A 15,986-nucleotide genomic window follows, 5' to 3' on the forward strand; every position below is an offset into this window, starting at 1 on the left:
AAACTATAAAACCATTTTTTCAATCGGACACACTAAAATACCTTCTGCTCCATTGGCTTTTAACTCATCAATAATTTCCCAAAATTCATTTTTACTAATTACAGTGTGTACAGAGCTCCAACCTTCTTCTGCCAAAGGCAACACTGTTGGGCTTCTCATACCTGGTAATAATTTTAGAATATTTTCTAATTTATCATTAGGCGCATTTAATAAAATGTATTTCGAGTTTCTTCCTTTTAAAACAGACTGAATTCTAAACTGAATTTTTTGTAAAATATCCATTCTATCATCAGAAATATTAGGTGAAACTGCCAAAACTGCTTCCGACTTTAATAAAACCTCAATCTCTTTTAATCCATTTTTAAAAAGTGTAGAACCACTAGAAACAATATCACAAATACCATCTGCTAAACCAATATTTGGTGCAATTTCTACAGAACCATTAATAATGTGTAATTCTGCATTGATATTTTTTTCTTTTAGAAATTTATTTACGGTTTGTGGATACGAAGTGGCAATTCTTTTTCCGTCTAAATCTTTTAACGAATTTGCTTCCGATTCTTTGGGCACAGCAATAGAAACTTTACATTTAGAAAAACCTAAACGTTCTATAAACTGAATATCTGCTCCTTTTTCTATTAAAACATTTTCGCCAATTATGGCTGCATCTACAACTCCGTCTTTTAAATACTGAGGAATATCGCCATTTCTTAAGTAAAAAACTTCTACCGGAAAATTTCTTGCTGCTGCTTTTAATTGATCTTTACCATTGTCTATAGAAATACCAATGTCTTTTAAGATTCTCATAGAATCTTCATTTAATCTACCAGATTTTTGTACTGCAATTCTTAAGTTACTCATTTTTGTTTTGTTTGATGCCTGAGCAAATACGTTTTTTACTATTTTATTAGAAATAGAAAACCCGTTTGATTTGCTCAAACGGGTTTATAAATATTTTGATTTTATTCAATACATTTTTAAATCGCTTGACTGCAATTGTAAAAATGACGATGATGATTTTGAATAAAGTTCATGTTCTTGTTTATTTCTAGGCAAATATCTAAATTATATTATTAAGAAACCAAATGATTGGCATAAAAAAATGAATAATGTGAAATTTTTATCAGATTCATAGTATATGTTTAATTTTTTAGTTTTCATTTAAAAAAAATAGGTATTTATACCTGTTGTTTACTAAGTTTTAAAAGATAGCTTTACAAAAGCTACCAAAAACAAACACTAAGTTCATTTTTAGTGTTATAATAACCACGTTATAAATGGTATAAAGTGCACAATTGTTGTTTGCTGATGATAAATGTCAGGTTTTTACCAATATCATTTATATAAATTTGAACAGATTGATGAAAAAATAAAATTGCTAAACTTTTCTAAATCTTTATTTAATAACAATACTTGAAAGAATAACAATATCATGTTATTTTCTAGGGATAAAATGAAGTGTAATTATTTTATAACTAGTTGGCAACAATGCGAAAACCAATAGCAATCTATACTAAATGAGAAAAGCATTAGAGGATTTAATTAAAAAGTCGATTGTCTACAAATATGATTTGCCATATGTAGTAGGTTCAGTTCCTCGAACAATTTTCTCTACGTTAGATGATAAATGTTATGCTGTTTCGGACAATGATTCTCTAATAAAAATAATTTATAATTCTATCATTGATTATTCTTTCAATGAATTAGACTTTACCGAAAGAGAATTAGAAGATTTACATACTATCGCATTTCAGGAAAGAATAAGGTATGATGAAGATGATTCAGATGCAACAAAACAGAAATACGGTTTTTTTGGAGAAGTAATTTTACATTCAATTTTAAAGGTCTTTTTTGGTACTCAAACATTTATTTCTAAAGGTTATTTTTACAATCCTTTAGAAAATTCAGAATCCAAAGGATATGATGCATATCATTTAATTGAGCATGATTCGAAAGTTCATTTATGGTTTGGCGAAACAAAATTTCATCAGAGTTATACACAAGCTGTAAATGATGTATTATCTAAAATTAAAAATTCGTTATCAGATAAATATCTTAGTAAAAATCTACTTGCATTAAGAAAAAACAAGGACAATTTAAATTTAAAAGGCTCTAAAATTGAGAAAATTCTAATTGATTGGACAGAAAATCCAAATATTAAAATAATTGAAGAAATAAAACAACATTCAATAGAATTAGTATACCCAGTAATCATTCTATTCCAACAGAATAAAAAAGGTTATGACGAAAGTATTAAAGCAATACCAAAATATATCGAAGAAAAACATAAGTTAGAGAAGTACGACTTATCAATACCATATTCTGTGTTTTTCGTTTTTCTGCCAGTAGAAGATGTCAAATTGGTTAAATCAGAAGTTATAAAATGGATAGAATCAAAGAAGCCTCTAATGTCATAATAGGCATAAATAAATACCGTGAAAATCAAATTGAAGATTACGATTTGATTAAAATCGTGTGCAAATATTTTGATGACATCAAAGATGAGGAGATATCCGAAGCTGATTTAAGGTTTTTAAAATATATTTCGAACACAGTTGGTATACCGCATTTTTATGACTTACTTGAAAAATTTAACAATGAAACAGAGATAAATAATTTTGACTTAAACACTCTCTCATCTATTATTTATGAGAGTACTTTAAACTTAACTTCAACCAATAAGGTTCATAAGTATCAAAAAGAGATTTTAGAACTGTTTAAACCAAATCAATTAAATAGATTTTTTTTATCAGCAAGTACATCTTTCGGTAAAACTCACATTGTTTTCGAGATAATTCAAAAAATGAATTATGATAATGTAGTTTTAATATTTCCTACAATAGCATTACTTTCTGAAAATTTGCAACGCCTTACTTCAGAAGATAATTACAAATATTTTTTAGATAAATATTCCATTCATACTTTGAGTGATATAGAAGATTTAGATGACAAAAATTTATTCATTTATACACCAGAACGTTATTTATCTTTTATAGAAAAACGAGAAGAAGAAATAGATTTTGATTTTGCTTTTGTTGATGAAGTTTATAAAATTGACAATGATTATATAATAGACGAAGAAGTAAGAGAAAATGAACGAGATGTAGCTTATCGATTAGCAGTTTTCTACTCGTTGAAAAAAGATGTTGACACATTACTTGCAGGACCTTATATAGATTTTTCAAGACCAAACGATAATAACTACAATCGTTCATTTGATAGATTTTTAGAGGTAAATAATATTAAATTAATAGATTACAATAATTATGAGATTGTAAATAAAACCTACAATGATATTAAATCAAAAAAGAACTACTTTATAGATGATGATTTAGAACTTAGTTTTGAAAAAACTTCAAAAAATGATAGACTCATTGAAATAGTACAAGCTATTAGCAACATTAATGAGAACACAATTATATATTGCTATTCAAGAAATTCGGTTGAATCTTACGCAAAAACTCTTATTACATCTAAAATTTTTGAAAACCATAATAGTGGTGATTATGTAGATTTTTTAACTCACATCTCAAACAACTTTAATAAAGAATGGACATTAATCGAAGCACTTAAAAATGGAATTGGTATTCATCACGGCTTAGTACCAAAATATATTCAAAAAGAAATAGTTTCATTATTCAATAATGATTTAATTAGAGTCCTCATTTCTACTACAACTATTACAGAAGGTGTCAATACATCGGCAAAAAATTTAATTGTATTACACAGTATGAAGGGAACTAAACCACTCAAAAAATTTGACGCAAAAAATATCGCTGGTAGAGCTGGTCGATTTCTGTATCATTATAGTGGTAGAGTAATTGTACTGAAAAATGATTTTATGAAGGCTATCAATGCTGAAGCTGAAGGAATAAAACACAAAAACTACGATTTAAATTCCCCAAAAGATGAAGTAGATTTATATTATACAGACGATGAATATCTTACCGATGAAGACAGATTAAAAGTTGAAGATATTAGTAGCAAACAAATAGAAAGGAATATTCCTGACGAAGTCTTTCAATTATATAAAGTAGTAAGTCGTTTAGACAAAATCGTAATTTATGATAGAATTAAGTTATTGACAGATTTAGAAATAAATGCAATTAAAAAGTTAATTAGATTCATAAATTTTAAAATGGATATTGACTATGATGGGTTTCAAGTAGTTTTGAATATTATAGAACCAATTGTAAAAAATCAAAAACTAAAATTTCTAATTGAATATAAAGGAGAAAGTGGTCAATATTCCACTTTGACACATTTGGTTCACTTTTACTTGACTGGCGGTTTTAGAGGTTCAATTAATTTTAAACTTGGAAAAGGCAGTACTGTCGACAAAGCTATCTCAGACACTTCCGAATTTGTTTATAACACTTTAAAATATCAAGTTGTAAAGTATTTAGGTGTATTTAATATAATGTATAAATTTTATCGTTTTCAAGTAACACAACAGCCGATAGATGAAGTAAGTGGTCTTGATAGGTTATTAACCAAATTAGAATACAATGCATTTACAGAATCTGGTCGTATTGCAAGTGATTTTGGAGTACCAACAGCAATTGTTAATTATTATGAAAATTCCGAAAATTCTGAAAACATTAAACAATCATTTGATGATTATGAAATTGAGATATTTAAAAGAGTGGAAAAAATCATAAAAGGAGAAAACTAATCTGAAAAGCACTGGTGGCAACACCGTGTATAATTAATTGCCTAGTAATAGCCTATTTACGAAAGTACTCACGGACTTTCTATCTGTGATTTATTTGCTAAATTTAGTATTTAAAACACGTTACTTTTTTTTACGAAAACTCGTTGACAAACATTAGACGAACATTCTTCACAAATCATCAATTAGGGTTATAACACCCAATAAATTTGGGTTTCAACACTCTATTACTATAAGTAAATTCAATACATCTTTGTATATCAATTAAAAAAGGTCATAAATCAATTGAACATAATAGTTAAACAATTACAACTTTATACTCATCAAGATTTTAAACACTTTTAAATTATTACACGGATGCTGAAAAGTGATTTAGAGTAAGCTAATATTAAAGGTAAAATTATGGGACGAAGAAGTAGAGCAGAAAGAAGAGCTGCAAGAAAAACAAAAAGAGCAAACAAAAAACTCAAAAGAGCGGATAAAAGAGAAGCTAATGGAAATACTAAAAGAGCTGAAGCATTAAGAAAAAGAGCTGCTGTACTCAAAGAAAAATCTACAACTATTAAATCTCAAATTAATGGTCAAGTAATTAGAGGTTTAAGTGCACAAATTGTAGAAGTAAATAGCTTGGGAAATTATAGAATTAAAGCAAATTGGAATTTTCAACAAAATGAACTAACTGCATATGATAAATTAAATTTAACATTAGCGCCAGCAAATCCATTAAGAAATAATTCTTGGAAGCAAGAAGGAGAAACAACTACTTCTGCAAGTACTTTTACTTTTAAAGAATTAACTAAAAATTTAAGATATACAGTAAAATTATTTGGTTCGCAAAATGGAACTAAAAAATTGTTAGATAGAACTTTTGTGAAAAAGAACAAATAACCAATTTTAAATTAAAACAAATAATGAAAGATTTAAACGAAAAAAAGAAAAAGCAATTCATAAAAGGAATAGATAATTGGGGTTTACTTATTTTATGCCTAGTTATTTTTGGAATGATTGTTTATGCATTATATGGTATAAAACTAGATTAATAAATAACGATTTGCCAACACCGTTAATAATTGATTACTAATATTAACTTACTTACTAAAATTTTTACTGATTTACTATTCGTTTTATACTTACTAAATGAATTGGTAATGCCATCATTTTAAAAATAACACGCACTTTTTAATACATCTTTTTTGTTAAATTAAAGTAAACATGATAAAAGTCAGGTTGCATCTTACATGCCTATCGTAATTTTACGATTAGAAATATGGAGAGACAGTTAGAACATATCATCAATAATAAAGAAACGGAAGCTTTGGCCAAATTTGCCAAAGCATTAGCACATCCTACACGCATTGCTATCTTAAAACATTTAGAGCATCAAACTTGTTGTTTTACAGGAGATTTGGTTGATGTTTTTCCGTTAGCACAATCTACCATATCGCAACATTTAAAAGAATTAAAAAAGGCGGGCTTAATACAAGGAGAATTTAAACCACCCAAAATAAAGTATTGCATTCATCAAGAAAACTGGAAGATTGCAAAAACAATATTTCAGCAATTCTTTGCATAATTTTTTAAAAACAGAACAATTTAAATTCAAAAATAAATATCATAATCATGATTAAAACAATTAAAATACTAGGCACAGGTTGTGCAAAATGTCAATCGATGACCAATGTTGTAAAAGAAGTGGTTTTAGAAAACAACATAAATGCTAACGTAGAAAAAGTAGAAGACATTATGAAAATAATGGAATTTAATGTAATGAGTACTCCTGCCCTAGTTATAGATAATGTGGTTACCATTAAAGGAAGAATACCTTCTAAAGAAGAAGTTTTAACACTTTTAAGTTAATTATTAATGTTCGATTGGGTACAAAATAGTGCAGATTGGTTTGTTTATGATGTTCTAAACTTAGACAAAGGGCAACATTTAGCAGAAGCGCTTAATTTTTTTATTTACGATAGCATTAAAATTTTAATCCTACTTTTTGTAGTGATCTTTTTTATGGGAATTGTAAATAGTTATTTCCCAATAGATAAGGTAAAAAACTATTTATCTAGAAATAAATTATACGGATTCGAATACCTTATGGCAAGTCTTTTTGGTGTGGTAACACCATTTTGCTCTTGTTCTTCGGTTCCGTTGTTTATAGGTTTTGTAAGAGGTGGAATTCCTTTAGGAGTTACGTTTGCTTTTTTAATTACTTCGCCTTTAGTTAACGAAGTTGCCATTGGATTGTTTATTGGTTTATTCGGAGTTAAAATTACAGCAATTTATGTAATTAGTGGTGTACTTTTAGGGACAATATCTGGTATGATTCTTCAAAAACTAAAATTAGAAAAACATTTAACTCCTTGGGTAAAAGATATTTTAGCAAAAGCTCAAAAAGAACAAGATGTTTTTAAAACTGAAAAACAACCTTTTCTTAAAAGACTTCCTATTATTTGGGATGAAGTACTAAGAATTTTAAAAGGTATTATTCCTTACGTAATTGTAGGAATTGCAATTGGTGGTTTAATGCATGGTTATATTCCTGAAGGTTTTTTCGAAAAATATATGGATAAAGATAACCTTTTTGCAGTGCCAATTGCTACAATTTTAGCAGTGCCCATGTATTCTAACGCTTCTGGAATACTTCCTGTAGTGCAAGTATTAGTTTCTAAAGGAATTCCTTTAGGAACTGCCATTGCTTTTATGATGGGTGTTGTTGGTCTTTCTTTACCAGAAGCAATGCTATTAAAAAAAGTAATGACGCTAAAACTGATTGGTGTATTTTTTGGTGTTGTAACTCTCTGCATTATTATTTCTGGGTATTTGTTTAATATCATTTTATAAAATATTGGCCTTAAAATTTTGTGCTTTTTATTTATCAATAGTTTTCTTTCTTCTAAAGTGAAATACTATTTTTGCCTTCTATGAGTGAACTAAAACAAGTAACTAAAAAATTACAGAAAGCAGTTGCAGAAGCTATTCAGCAATTTACAATGATTGCAGAAGGAGATAAAATTATGGTGTGTCTTTCTGGAGGAAAAGATAGTTATGCAATGCTGCATATGTTGTTGTATTTTAAAAAAGTAGCGCCTATTTTATTTGATATTGTTGTTGTTAATTTAGATCAAAAACAACCTGATTTTCCTGAGGAAGTGTTACCAAATTATTTAACAAATTTAGGTGTTGATTATAAAATTATAGAAAAAAACACCTATAAAATTGTAATGGATAAAACGCCAGAAGGTAAAACAACATGTAGCTTATGTTCTCGATTACGAAGAGGCACATTATACGAAGCTGCCAAAGACTTAGGTTGTAATAAAATTGCTTTAGGTCATCATAGAAATGATATTTTAGAAACGTTTTTCTTAAACTTCTTTTTTGCAGGAAAAATGGAAACAATGCCTCCAAAATTTAAAAATGATGCTGGAGATTTAATTGTTTTAAGACCTTTGGCTTTTTGCAAAGAAAGTGATATTGAAGAATATTCAGGTTATATGAATTTCCCTATAATTCCTTGTAATTTATGTGGTTCTCAAGAAAATTTACAACGTAAAAAAGTAAAAGAAATGATTACTGATTGGGAAACAGATTTCCCGAATAGAAATTCTATTATGATGAATGCTTTACAGAATGTTTCTCCTTCACATTTATTAGATCAAAATCTTTATAATTTCGAGAAATTAAATTCCAATTAAGTTTCATAATTATAATTTTTTCTTAAAAATCATCATTATATTATTTGTATCAAAAAACTTAATTTGGTTAAAAAATACCAACAAAAATACATTTTAACAATAAATAATATATAAAATTTAGCTTTTTTAAAAATTTCACACAAAATCAAAATTATCATTTTAATAAAATAACCTATCTAAAATTAAAAAGCAATAATTAAAGTAACCTTTAATTTTGTAAGTGATAATTCATAAAATTTTGCCTTTCAAAACCTTTTACCGCTAATAACAAAAACCTATATTTAAGAACAAAATTTAAATATAAAATATGCGAATAGGTATTATTATTGGAAGAATTGGAGGAGTTGATGGTGTTGCCCTCGAAACAGAAAAATGGATAGATATTTTTAAAAAAATAGGTCATGAAGTATTTATTATGTCTGGAGAATTTGAATCTTGGCAAATGGATTACGAACATGATTACTTATTTCCTGCATTATCGTTTTTTTCTGCTGAAGCAGAATGGGAACAACGCAAAGCATTTTTTGAACCAGATGAAGATCCTGCTCCATTATTAGATCATGTAGAGAAATGGTCTGATATGATTGCCAAAGAAATGTTGAAATGGGTAGGTGACAAAAAAATTGATATGTTGCTCTCTGAAAATGCATCAGCATTACCTTGTCAACTTTCTATGGGTGTTGCCATAAAAAAACTAATCTTAAAAACAGGATTACCTATTGTAACACATGATCATGATTTTCATTGGGAACGTGGAGAACGTTATGTTTCTGTACACCCAGAAATTAATGAATATGTAGACAATAATTTCCCTTTATTATTACCAAATGTAAAACATGCAGTAATAAACACATTTGGAGTAGAAACGTTTAAAAACAGATTTAACATTGATGCTACTTTAGTACCAAATGTTATGGATTTTAATCGCATTTACGGTGTTCCAACTCCAGAAAACAAATTCTTCTTAAAAGATTTAGGTATTACAGATGATGAAATTGCTTTATTACAAGTAACAAGAATTGTAAGACGTAAAGGAATAGAAACTGCCATTTCTTTAATAGATAAATTAGATGATAAAAAACTAAAATTAGTAATTACTGGTAATAATAATGATGACGAAAATAAAGAGTATTATAATGAATTGATTGACCAAATACACGATTTAAACCTTTCTAATCAAATTGTTTGGGCTGCAGATAAAGTATTAGATCATAAAGATTTATCTGATGTTTATGCACATGGTAGAGCTGCTACTTATTTTAGTACTTATGAAGGTTTTGGAAATGCTTTTGTAGAAACCATTTTAGCTAAAAAACCAATTTTTGTAAATAATTACAAGCCCGTTTACATGCAAGATATTGGTAACAAAGGTTTTGAAACTGTAATGATTGAAGACGGAATACTAACAAATGAAAGTATTCAACAAATGTCGGACATTATTTACAACCCTAAACGCTGCTTAGAAATTGGTGAATATAATTTTACCATTGGTAAGAAGTTTTTTTCTTATGAAGTATTAGAAGAAAAATTAAGCAGTTTATTTCAATTATAAAAATTTAGAATGAGTCAACAACAAATAACAAAAATTAATAATACAGTACAAAAATTACAAAAAGAAAATATACACACTTGGTTTGATTTAGGTTTATTTTTAGATAAATTTAAAGAACAAAAATCTCAATTACCCTTTAACGGAACAAGTGAAGATTTTAATACAAAAATCACCAAAGGAGGAGTTGCATTTCTTACCTTTTATTACACAATTGATGGTATTACTGTAGAAACAGAAAAATATGCCAAAATATTTAAAAACATTTACCCAGACCTACCAATTCATTTTGTTGCTGGAGATATAAAAGATGAAGCCAATGAATTAATACCTAAAGATGCATTTCAAAAAGTAATACCAGAAATGGAAGCGTTTGATGCATGGCCTTTGTATAAAGATTTCTTTCAAACAAAGATGGATCGTGGTAGTAAAACATATAATGATTTAATTGGGAAATTTTGGAATGAAGTTTTAGTTCTCGTAGAAAAACTAGGTACATATATTGCAAAAAACGATATTTCTTTACTGTATTTAATTAATGTTTGTTCTAATCCAGGTAATGTTTCTTTAGCATTAGCAACAGTTTTAATTTCTGAATATTTAGATATCCCCGTAATTAATAATAATCACGATTTTTATTGGGAAGGTGGACATAAAAAAGAAGACTTAAAAAAGAAAGGAATTAAAAAAGGGCCAAGAGATTTCTTTTTCCATAATGCACATATAGGCGAATTCTTTTCAATAATAGAAATGGTGTATCCATGGGAAAGTCGTTCTTGGATGAATGTAAACATCAATAAAATTCAACAAGAACATTTAATCAATATTAATGGACATAATCCTGCAAATGTTGCTTTATTAGGTACAGCTGTTGATACAAAAATGCATCAAATGAGTAAGCGTGATATTATAAAAGCGTTTATGCAAGTTGCTACTATTTTTGCAAATGATAAAGAAACCATTACAGTACATACAGCTGCACATCATACAGATAGTAAACGTTCTTTAAAACCTATTTTATTAGGATATAAAACAATTAAAAATTTCGATTTTGTAAATAATAATATTGTTTTTTTACAACCCACAAGAGTTATTAGTCGTAAATCTATCGAACTTAATTTTAAACTAATAAAACGCTTATTTGATTATGAAACATTCTCAGAAAAATTTATTACAAATCCACAATTAAAATTATCTCTTATTGTATCTGGTCCTATTCCTCATGGACAACAGAATTATTATCAAGAATTAAAAAAGGATTTCAAAAACTTCTTAAAAGAACTTCCTAAAGAATTTAGAAAACGTGTTTTATTAGGTTTTTTATTTAGTGAATTTGATAAAAATGATTTTAAGAAAAAATATAAAAAACCTTTAGATATTGAGCAATTATATGATGTTGCTTCACTAATATTATTACCTAGTCAAACAGAAGGTCGTGGTTTACCTATTATAGAAGCTGCTGCATGTGGAACACCTATTTTTTGTAGACAATATGAACCAAGAGAAGTTTATGACCAAGTTATTGGTCGTCATTTAGATGAATCTTTAAGACTAAATGTATTAGAATTTAAAGGTTCTAAAATTCCTAAAATTTTAGCAGAGAAAATATGCGACCATGTGTTTTATCCTCAAAACAGAATGGTAGATGTTACACATAATAGAAGTGTAATTAACAAACGTTATAGCATTGCTTCTCTAGAAAAAAATATGCGTTATATTTTAGAACGTATGTTTTTACAACTAGATGCTGTTGGTATTAATGAAAATGATCAGGTTATCAACTTATTAAAAGAATATAAAGCCTCAGTAAATTTCGAAAATGATGATTTGCACGCCATTCTTAATAAAAAAACAAGACATTATTTACCTGGTTATGGACGCTTATCTTTTATGTTGTACCTGAAATCATTAATTGACCCAAGTTTTTTTAGAGTTGAAGAACAATTGGTAAAAGGTAAAGTAATGAAGTATGCAAGAATGATGGAAAATGACATTCATGATTTAGTAAATACCAATTTAAAACAAATTCATAAATATTATAATGCCATAGATGATATTTTTAAATATGTAGAAGGAGAAAAATCAATTAGACATGATCATGCACTTTCTTACAGACATCGTAACAAAAAAGCATATGCATATCAAGATTTTACGTATCAAGAAGTAACAGGTTTGGTAAATATGATTTATAATGACATATTTAAACCTAAACATTTAGCAGATTTAACTTTAGCGCCACAATTTTTTGCTGATTGGGAATTGGCTTTATTTCAATTAACTAATAGTAAGTTTTTAAGTATTGATGATCGTAAAATTTTAACAAAAAACTTAAAAAACAATGTACCTAAAGGATATTTTCCTGGACGTTATATTAAGCATGAATTAGAATATTTTGTTTTACAACCAATTCGTGCACAATTACATCTTACCATAGAAGAAGAGTTAACAGAAGAAGTATTAAATCCTAAAATTGATACTTTAGAAAAAGTCTATATTTTTATACACGAACCTAGAATTACAAAATGGTTTTCGAGCGCTAATATTAAAGAATATTTAGAAAGTGGTAAAGAGCCCGAACTTGGTTTGTTATATAAAGCAGGTGTTGTACAAATAGTAGAAACTAAGCAATGGTCTGAAGGTGTACATTTTCCACAAATGGGCGTTAATGCACTTAAAATACTTCGAAAAATTAAAGAAGCAAATGGATTTATAATCACAAATGGTGAGTATTCTGCAATGATGACTGATATTGTAGAAATTGATCATTTTCATATTGGAAAAGCGTTGTATGAAATGACAGCAAAAATAATGGGGATTCCTAAGGATAGTGGTTTTATTCAATTTGTTCCTGCTGGAGTTAGAACAACATTAGCGTATCCTACTCCTATTCAAACTGCTAAAGATTTTAATACAGCTTTAAATGGAGAACTTTTTAAAGATCTAAAAGAACGTATTGGAGAAAAAGAATTATTAGCAATCATTTCTAAAGACGCAATAGATAATGGAACACCAATAGTTAAGTTATTAAATCAAATAAAACAGAATTTAGAAACTACCACAAAGACAGAAAAAGTGAAAGCTTCTTTTGCTGGAGGTGTTTATGAAGATGGATTGCCTTGGAGTGGTGTATTAGCAGAAATTGACACGAAACAACATCACTGGAAATTTGCAGCACATATTGCAAATAAAGAACCTAAAAATGTACCAGCTTTAGTTAAAGAATATCAAAAGAAAAGCAAAAACAAGAAAAAAATTGAATTAGCTTGGAATGGTGGTTATATTTTAAATCCAGAATTGGTTGGTAAATTAGGTTTACCAGAAACATATATTGGTTCTCCTTTAGGTTTATTAATTATGGATGGAAAAGTTTTTTGTCCGCCATTATTTAATAAACCAGCATTCATAATTTATAAAGACGGTAAAGTAGACATTAGAAAAGTAAATAGTAAAGCAGGCTTTATCATCAAAGATAAAAAGGCATCTATAAAATTTACTTCAGATAATTATAACAAACATAGCACAACTACTCCTTGTTTTTTTGATTTATCACATTCTCAAGAAACGATTATTGGTAATGGTAACTATATTGTTAGAATTGCAGGAAATACGGTAAAACAAGTAATAAAGACAACTGAAAATGAAGAAGTTCCTTCAATTCCGGTAGGAATTACATTATCAATACCTGCAGAATTATTTATTGAAAGTATTTTTAAAGAAGAATCAACTTTAGACATCAAACTACTAGAACCAGAAACAAATAGTTTTAATTGGGATGAAATTTCTTATGCTATAGAAGCTGGACCAATGCTAATTGATGAAGGAAAACAGATCTTAAACATGGAAGATGAAGGTTGGAAAACTAAAAATTCTATAAAAACTCAAGCTGCAAGGTTAGATTTTACGGATATGAGAGGACCTAAAATTGCTGTTGGTATTACCAAAGATGGAAAATTAATGGTATTGATGGTAAATGGTAGAATTAGAGAATCTGTAGGTGCTACTCATTTTGATATGGTAGATATTCTTTTAAAATATGGAATGGACAAAGCAATGGGATTTGATCCTGGAGGAAGTAGTACTTTAGTTGTAGATGGAAATATTATGAACATATCTCCTTATAATAAAAATTATGAAAGTGATATCTATTCTTTGCCTCCTCAACCACGTTTTGTTGCAAACGCAATAGTTGGTTGGATTGAAGATTAACTAATTTAATCAGTTATAAAAAAAAAGTTCAAGTGGTTTACTTGAACTTTTTTTTAGCAATAAAATTAAATTATAGCATAAAATATACAGTAAATTTAATTGATTTATTATTGAAAATTTTGTAACTTACATACTAATTTAGTATTACATATTATTTGTAATAACTAACATTTATAAACAGATTAAAATCACTAGATATGAGCTTCTTATCAGACAATGTGATTCCTGGAAATCACGGAAAAGTATTCGAAACAAATGCAACTTTCAATTACGATTTAAATTTAATTAAGACTAAAATAGCGTCTATCGATGGCGTTAAAAGAGTTAGTATTAATACAGACGTTTTTCCAAAAGAATTTAAAATTCGTACTTCAAAACTAGTTCCAGATAAAGTTATTGAAGATGCCGTTATTTCTTTAGGCTTTCATGTAATTGCAAAAGAGATGTTACCTCTTTAAGAAAGGTTCTTGATGTCACAGCATAGAAAAAGAAATAAGAGTTTAGGATTACCTGAATTAATAGCGATTGCACTTGGTGGAATGATTGGTGGAGGAATTTTTACAATTCTAGGAATTTCAGTTTCTTTAATTGGTAACCTTACTCCTTTTGCCATTATAGTTGGAGGATTAATAGCTTCTTTAGCTGCATATTCTTATGTAAAATTAGGACTATACTATAAAGATGAAGGAGCTACTTATTCTTTCTTTAAATTTACTTACCCTAAATCTAACTTTTCAGCAGCTACAATTGGTTGGTTTATCATTTTTGGTTACGTAAGTACTTTGGCTTTGTATGCATATACATTTTCTTCTTACGCAATTAGTAGCACAGATTTTGCTAATAATATTTGGATTCGAAAAGGCATTGCTATAAGTGTTATTGGCCTTTTTACTCTGATAAATATTTGGAGCGTTAATGGAATGGGAAAAATTGAAGACTTAATGGTGTATACCAAACTTATTGTTTTAACTATTATTTCTATAGTATTAATAAATAATGGAACAACAGACTTTGGTACTTTTATTAAAAACATGACATTAGATTTAGAAAACTCAAGTATGTTTTCAATTCTAATTGTAGCATCCTTAACATTTGTAGGTTATGAAGGGTTTCAATTAGTTATTCATGCAATGGATGAAATGAAAAATCCAGAAAAAAATATACCTAGGGCTATTTATTCAGCCATTTTTTTAGCTGTATTAATTTATGTAATTATTTCATTAGGAGCTTTATTTGCAATTCCATCAGAAGATATTATTAAAAATAAAGAGTATGCATTGGCAGCTGGTGCAGGCAATATATTGGGAAACACTGGAACTAATCTTGTAATTATTGGTGCAGTTTTAGCAACAAGTAGTGCTATAAGTGGTACAATTTTCGGTGCATCTAGATTAATGTCTGTAATTGCTAAAGATCATTATTTTCCCCAATGGCTTTCAATCAGAAAAAAAAATAGTCCACAAAATTCTATATTTACTTTAGCCAGTTTGTCAATTATTTTGATAATAATTGGTGGTTTAGAATTAATACTTGAATTTAGTAGCATTACTTTTCTACTCGTTTCACTATTAATGGCAATTGCTAATTTTAAAATTAGAAAAAAAACCAACTCATCTACTTTAATTACAATACTATCTATAATAGGATTAAGTATTGGTGGTATTTTAATTTTGTATTACGAACTGACAAACAATTGGCAACAAATGTTAGCAATAATAGTATTGTATATTTTACTTGCTATTGGAGCTTGGAATTTTTCTAGAAAAAAAGAAAAACAAAAACAATATTAAATCTAGTTTTTATCCATTTAAAAATCAGGTATTTCTACTTATTTTATTAATACTCTTAATTTATTAAATTCGAA

General features: G+C 27.9%; 13 protein-coding genes. 12 read left to right on the plus strand and 1 reads right to left on the minus strand.

Going from position 1 to position 15,986, the window contains the following annotated elements:
• Positions 1-3: 3 nt before the first annotated feature.
• Positions 4-861, minus strand: a complete 858-nt coding sequence (hisG, locus tag PHEL85_RS03420) for an ATP phosphoribosyltransferase (RefSeq protein WP_036821034.1) — start codon at positions 859-861, stop codon at positions 4-6.
• Positions 862-1,517: 656 nt separating this feature from the next.
• Here hisG and PHEL85_RS03425 point away from each other — a divergent pair.
• The 12 genes from PHEL85_RS03425 to PHEL85_RS03475 all read left to right on the plus strand — a co-directional run bounded on the left by PHEL85_RS03425 (position 1,518) and on the right by PHEL85_RS03475 (position 15,912).
• On the plus strand, positions 1,518-2,417 hold the full coding sequence (locus PHEL85_RS03425) for a Hachiman antiphage defense system protein HamA (RefSeq protein ID WP_036821037.1): 900 nt from the start codon (positions 1,518-1,520) through the stop codon (positions 2,415-2,417).
• On the plus strand, positions 2,384-4,675 hold the full coding sequence (locus tag PHEL85_RS03430; protein ID WP_036821040.1) for a helicase-related protein: 2,292 nt from the start codon (positions 2,384-2,386) through the stop codon (positions 4,673-4,675). Before PHEL85_RS03425 ends, PHEL85_RS03430 begins: the two co-directional genes overlap by 34 nt.
• Before the next feature lie 399 nt (positions 4,676-5,074).
• Positions 5,075-5,560 (plus strand): hypothetical protein, encoded by a 486-nt coding sequence (locus tag PHEL85_RS03435; protein WP_036821043.1) that lies wholly within the window; start codon positions 5,075-5,077, stop codon positions 5,558-5,560.
• A gap of 23 nt (positions 5,561-5,583) precedes the next feature.
• Positions 5,584-5,712 carry a hypothetical protein gene (locus PHEL85_RS18195; RefSeq protein ID WP_262501546.1) on the plus strand — a complete coding sequence of 43 codons (129 nt, stop codon included), beginning with the start codon at positions 5,584-5,586 and terminating at the stop codon, positions 5,710-5,712.
• A gap of 227 nt (positions 5,713-5,939) precedes the next feature.
• A complete protein-coding gene (locus PHEL85_RS03440) occupies positions 5,940-6,245 on the plus strand; it encodes an ArsR/SmtB family transcription factor (protein ID WP_036821046.1) in 306 nt (101 codons plus the stop codon).
• A gap of 47 nt (positions 6,246-6,292) precedes the next feature.
• Complete coding sequence (locus PHEL85_RS03445) at positions 6,293-6,529, plus strand: thioredoxin family protein (RefSeq protein ID WP_036821048.1); 237 nt, start codon at positions 6,293-6,295, stop codon at positions 6,527-6,529.
• A 6-nt stretch (positions 6,530-6,535) separates the two neighbouring features.
• The gene (locus tag PHEL85_RS03450) at positions 6,536-7,513 is read left to right on the plus strand and encodes a permease (protein ID WP_036821050.1); all 978 of its coding nucleotides are present in this window, start codon (positions 6,536-6,538) and stop codon (positions 7,511-7,513) included.
• Positions 7,514-7,593: 80 nt separating this feature from the next.
• Positions 7,594-8,367 carry a tRNA 2-thiocytidine(32) synthetase TtcA gene (gene ttcA / locus PHEL85_RS03455; RefSeq protein WP_081965070.1) on the plus strand — a complete coding sequence of 258 codons (774 nt, stop codon included), beginning with the start codon at positions 7,594-7,596 and terminating at the stop codon, positions 8,365-8,367.
• Between the two features lie 307 nt (positions 8,368-8,674).
• The gene (locus PHEL85_RS03460; RefSeq protein WP_036821053.1) at positions 8,675-9,919 is read left to right on the plus strand and encodes a glycosyltransferase; all 1,245 of its coding nucleotides are present in this window, start codon (positions 8,675-8,677) and stop codon (positions 9,917-9,919) included.
• A 9-nt stretch (positions 9,920-9,928) separates the two neighbouring features.
• Positions 9,929-14,122: a phosphodiester glycosidase family protein gene (locus PHEL85_RS03465; RefSeq protein ID WP_036821056.1), complete on the plus strand. Its 4,194-nt coding sequence runs from the start codon at positions 9,929-9,931 to the stop codon at positions 14,120-14,122.
• 197 nt (positions 14,123-14,319) lie between these two features.
• On the plus strand, positions 14,320-14,580 hold the full coding sequence (locus PHEL85_RS03470; RefSeq protein WP_036821058.1) for a hypothetical protein: 261 nt from the start codon (positions 14,320-14,322) through the stop codon (positions 14,578-14,580).
• Between the two features lie 12 nt (positions 14,581-14,592).
• Positions 14,593-15,912 (plus strand): APC family permease, encoded by a 1,320-nt coding sequence (locus tag PHEL85_RS03475; RefSeq protein ID WP_036821060.1) that lies wholly within the window; start codon positions 14,593-14,595, stop codon positions 15,910-15,912.
• Positions 15,913-15,986: the final 74 nt, after the last annotated feature.

Source organism: Polaribacter sp. Hel1_85, from assembly GCF_000766795.1.
Lineage (GTDB): Bacteria > Bacteroidota > Bacteroidia > Flavobacteriales > Flavobacteriaceae > Polaribacter.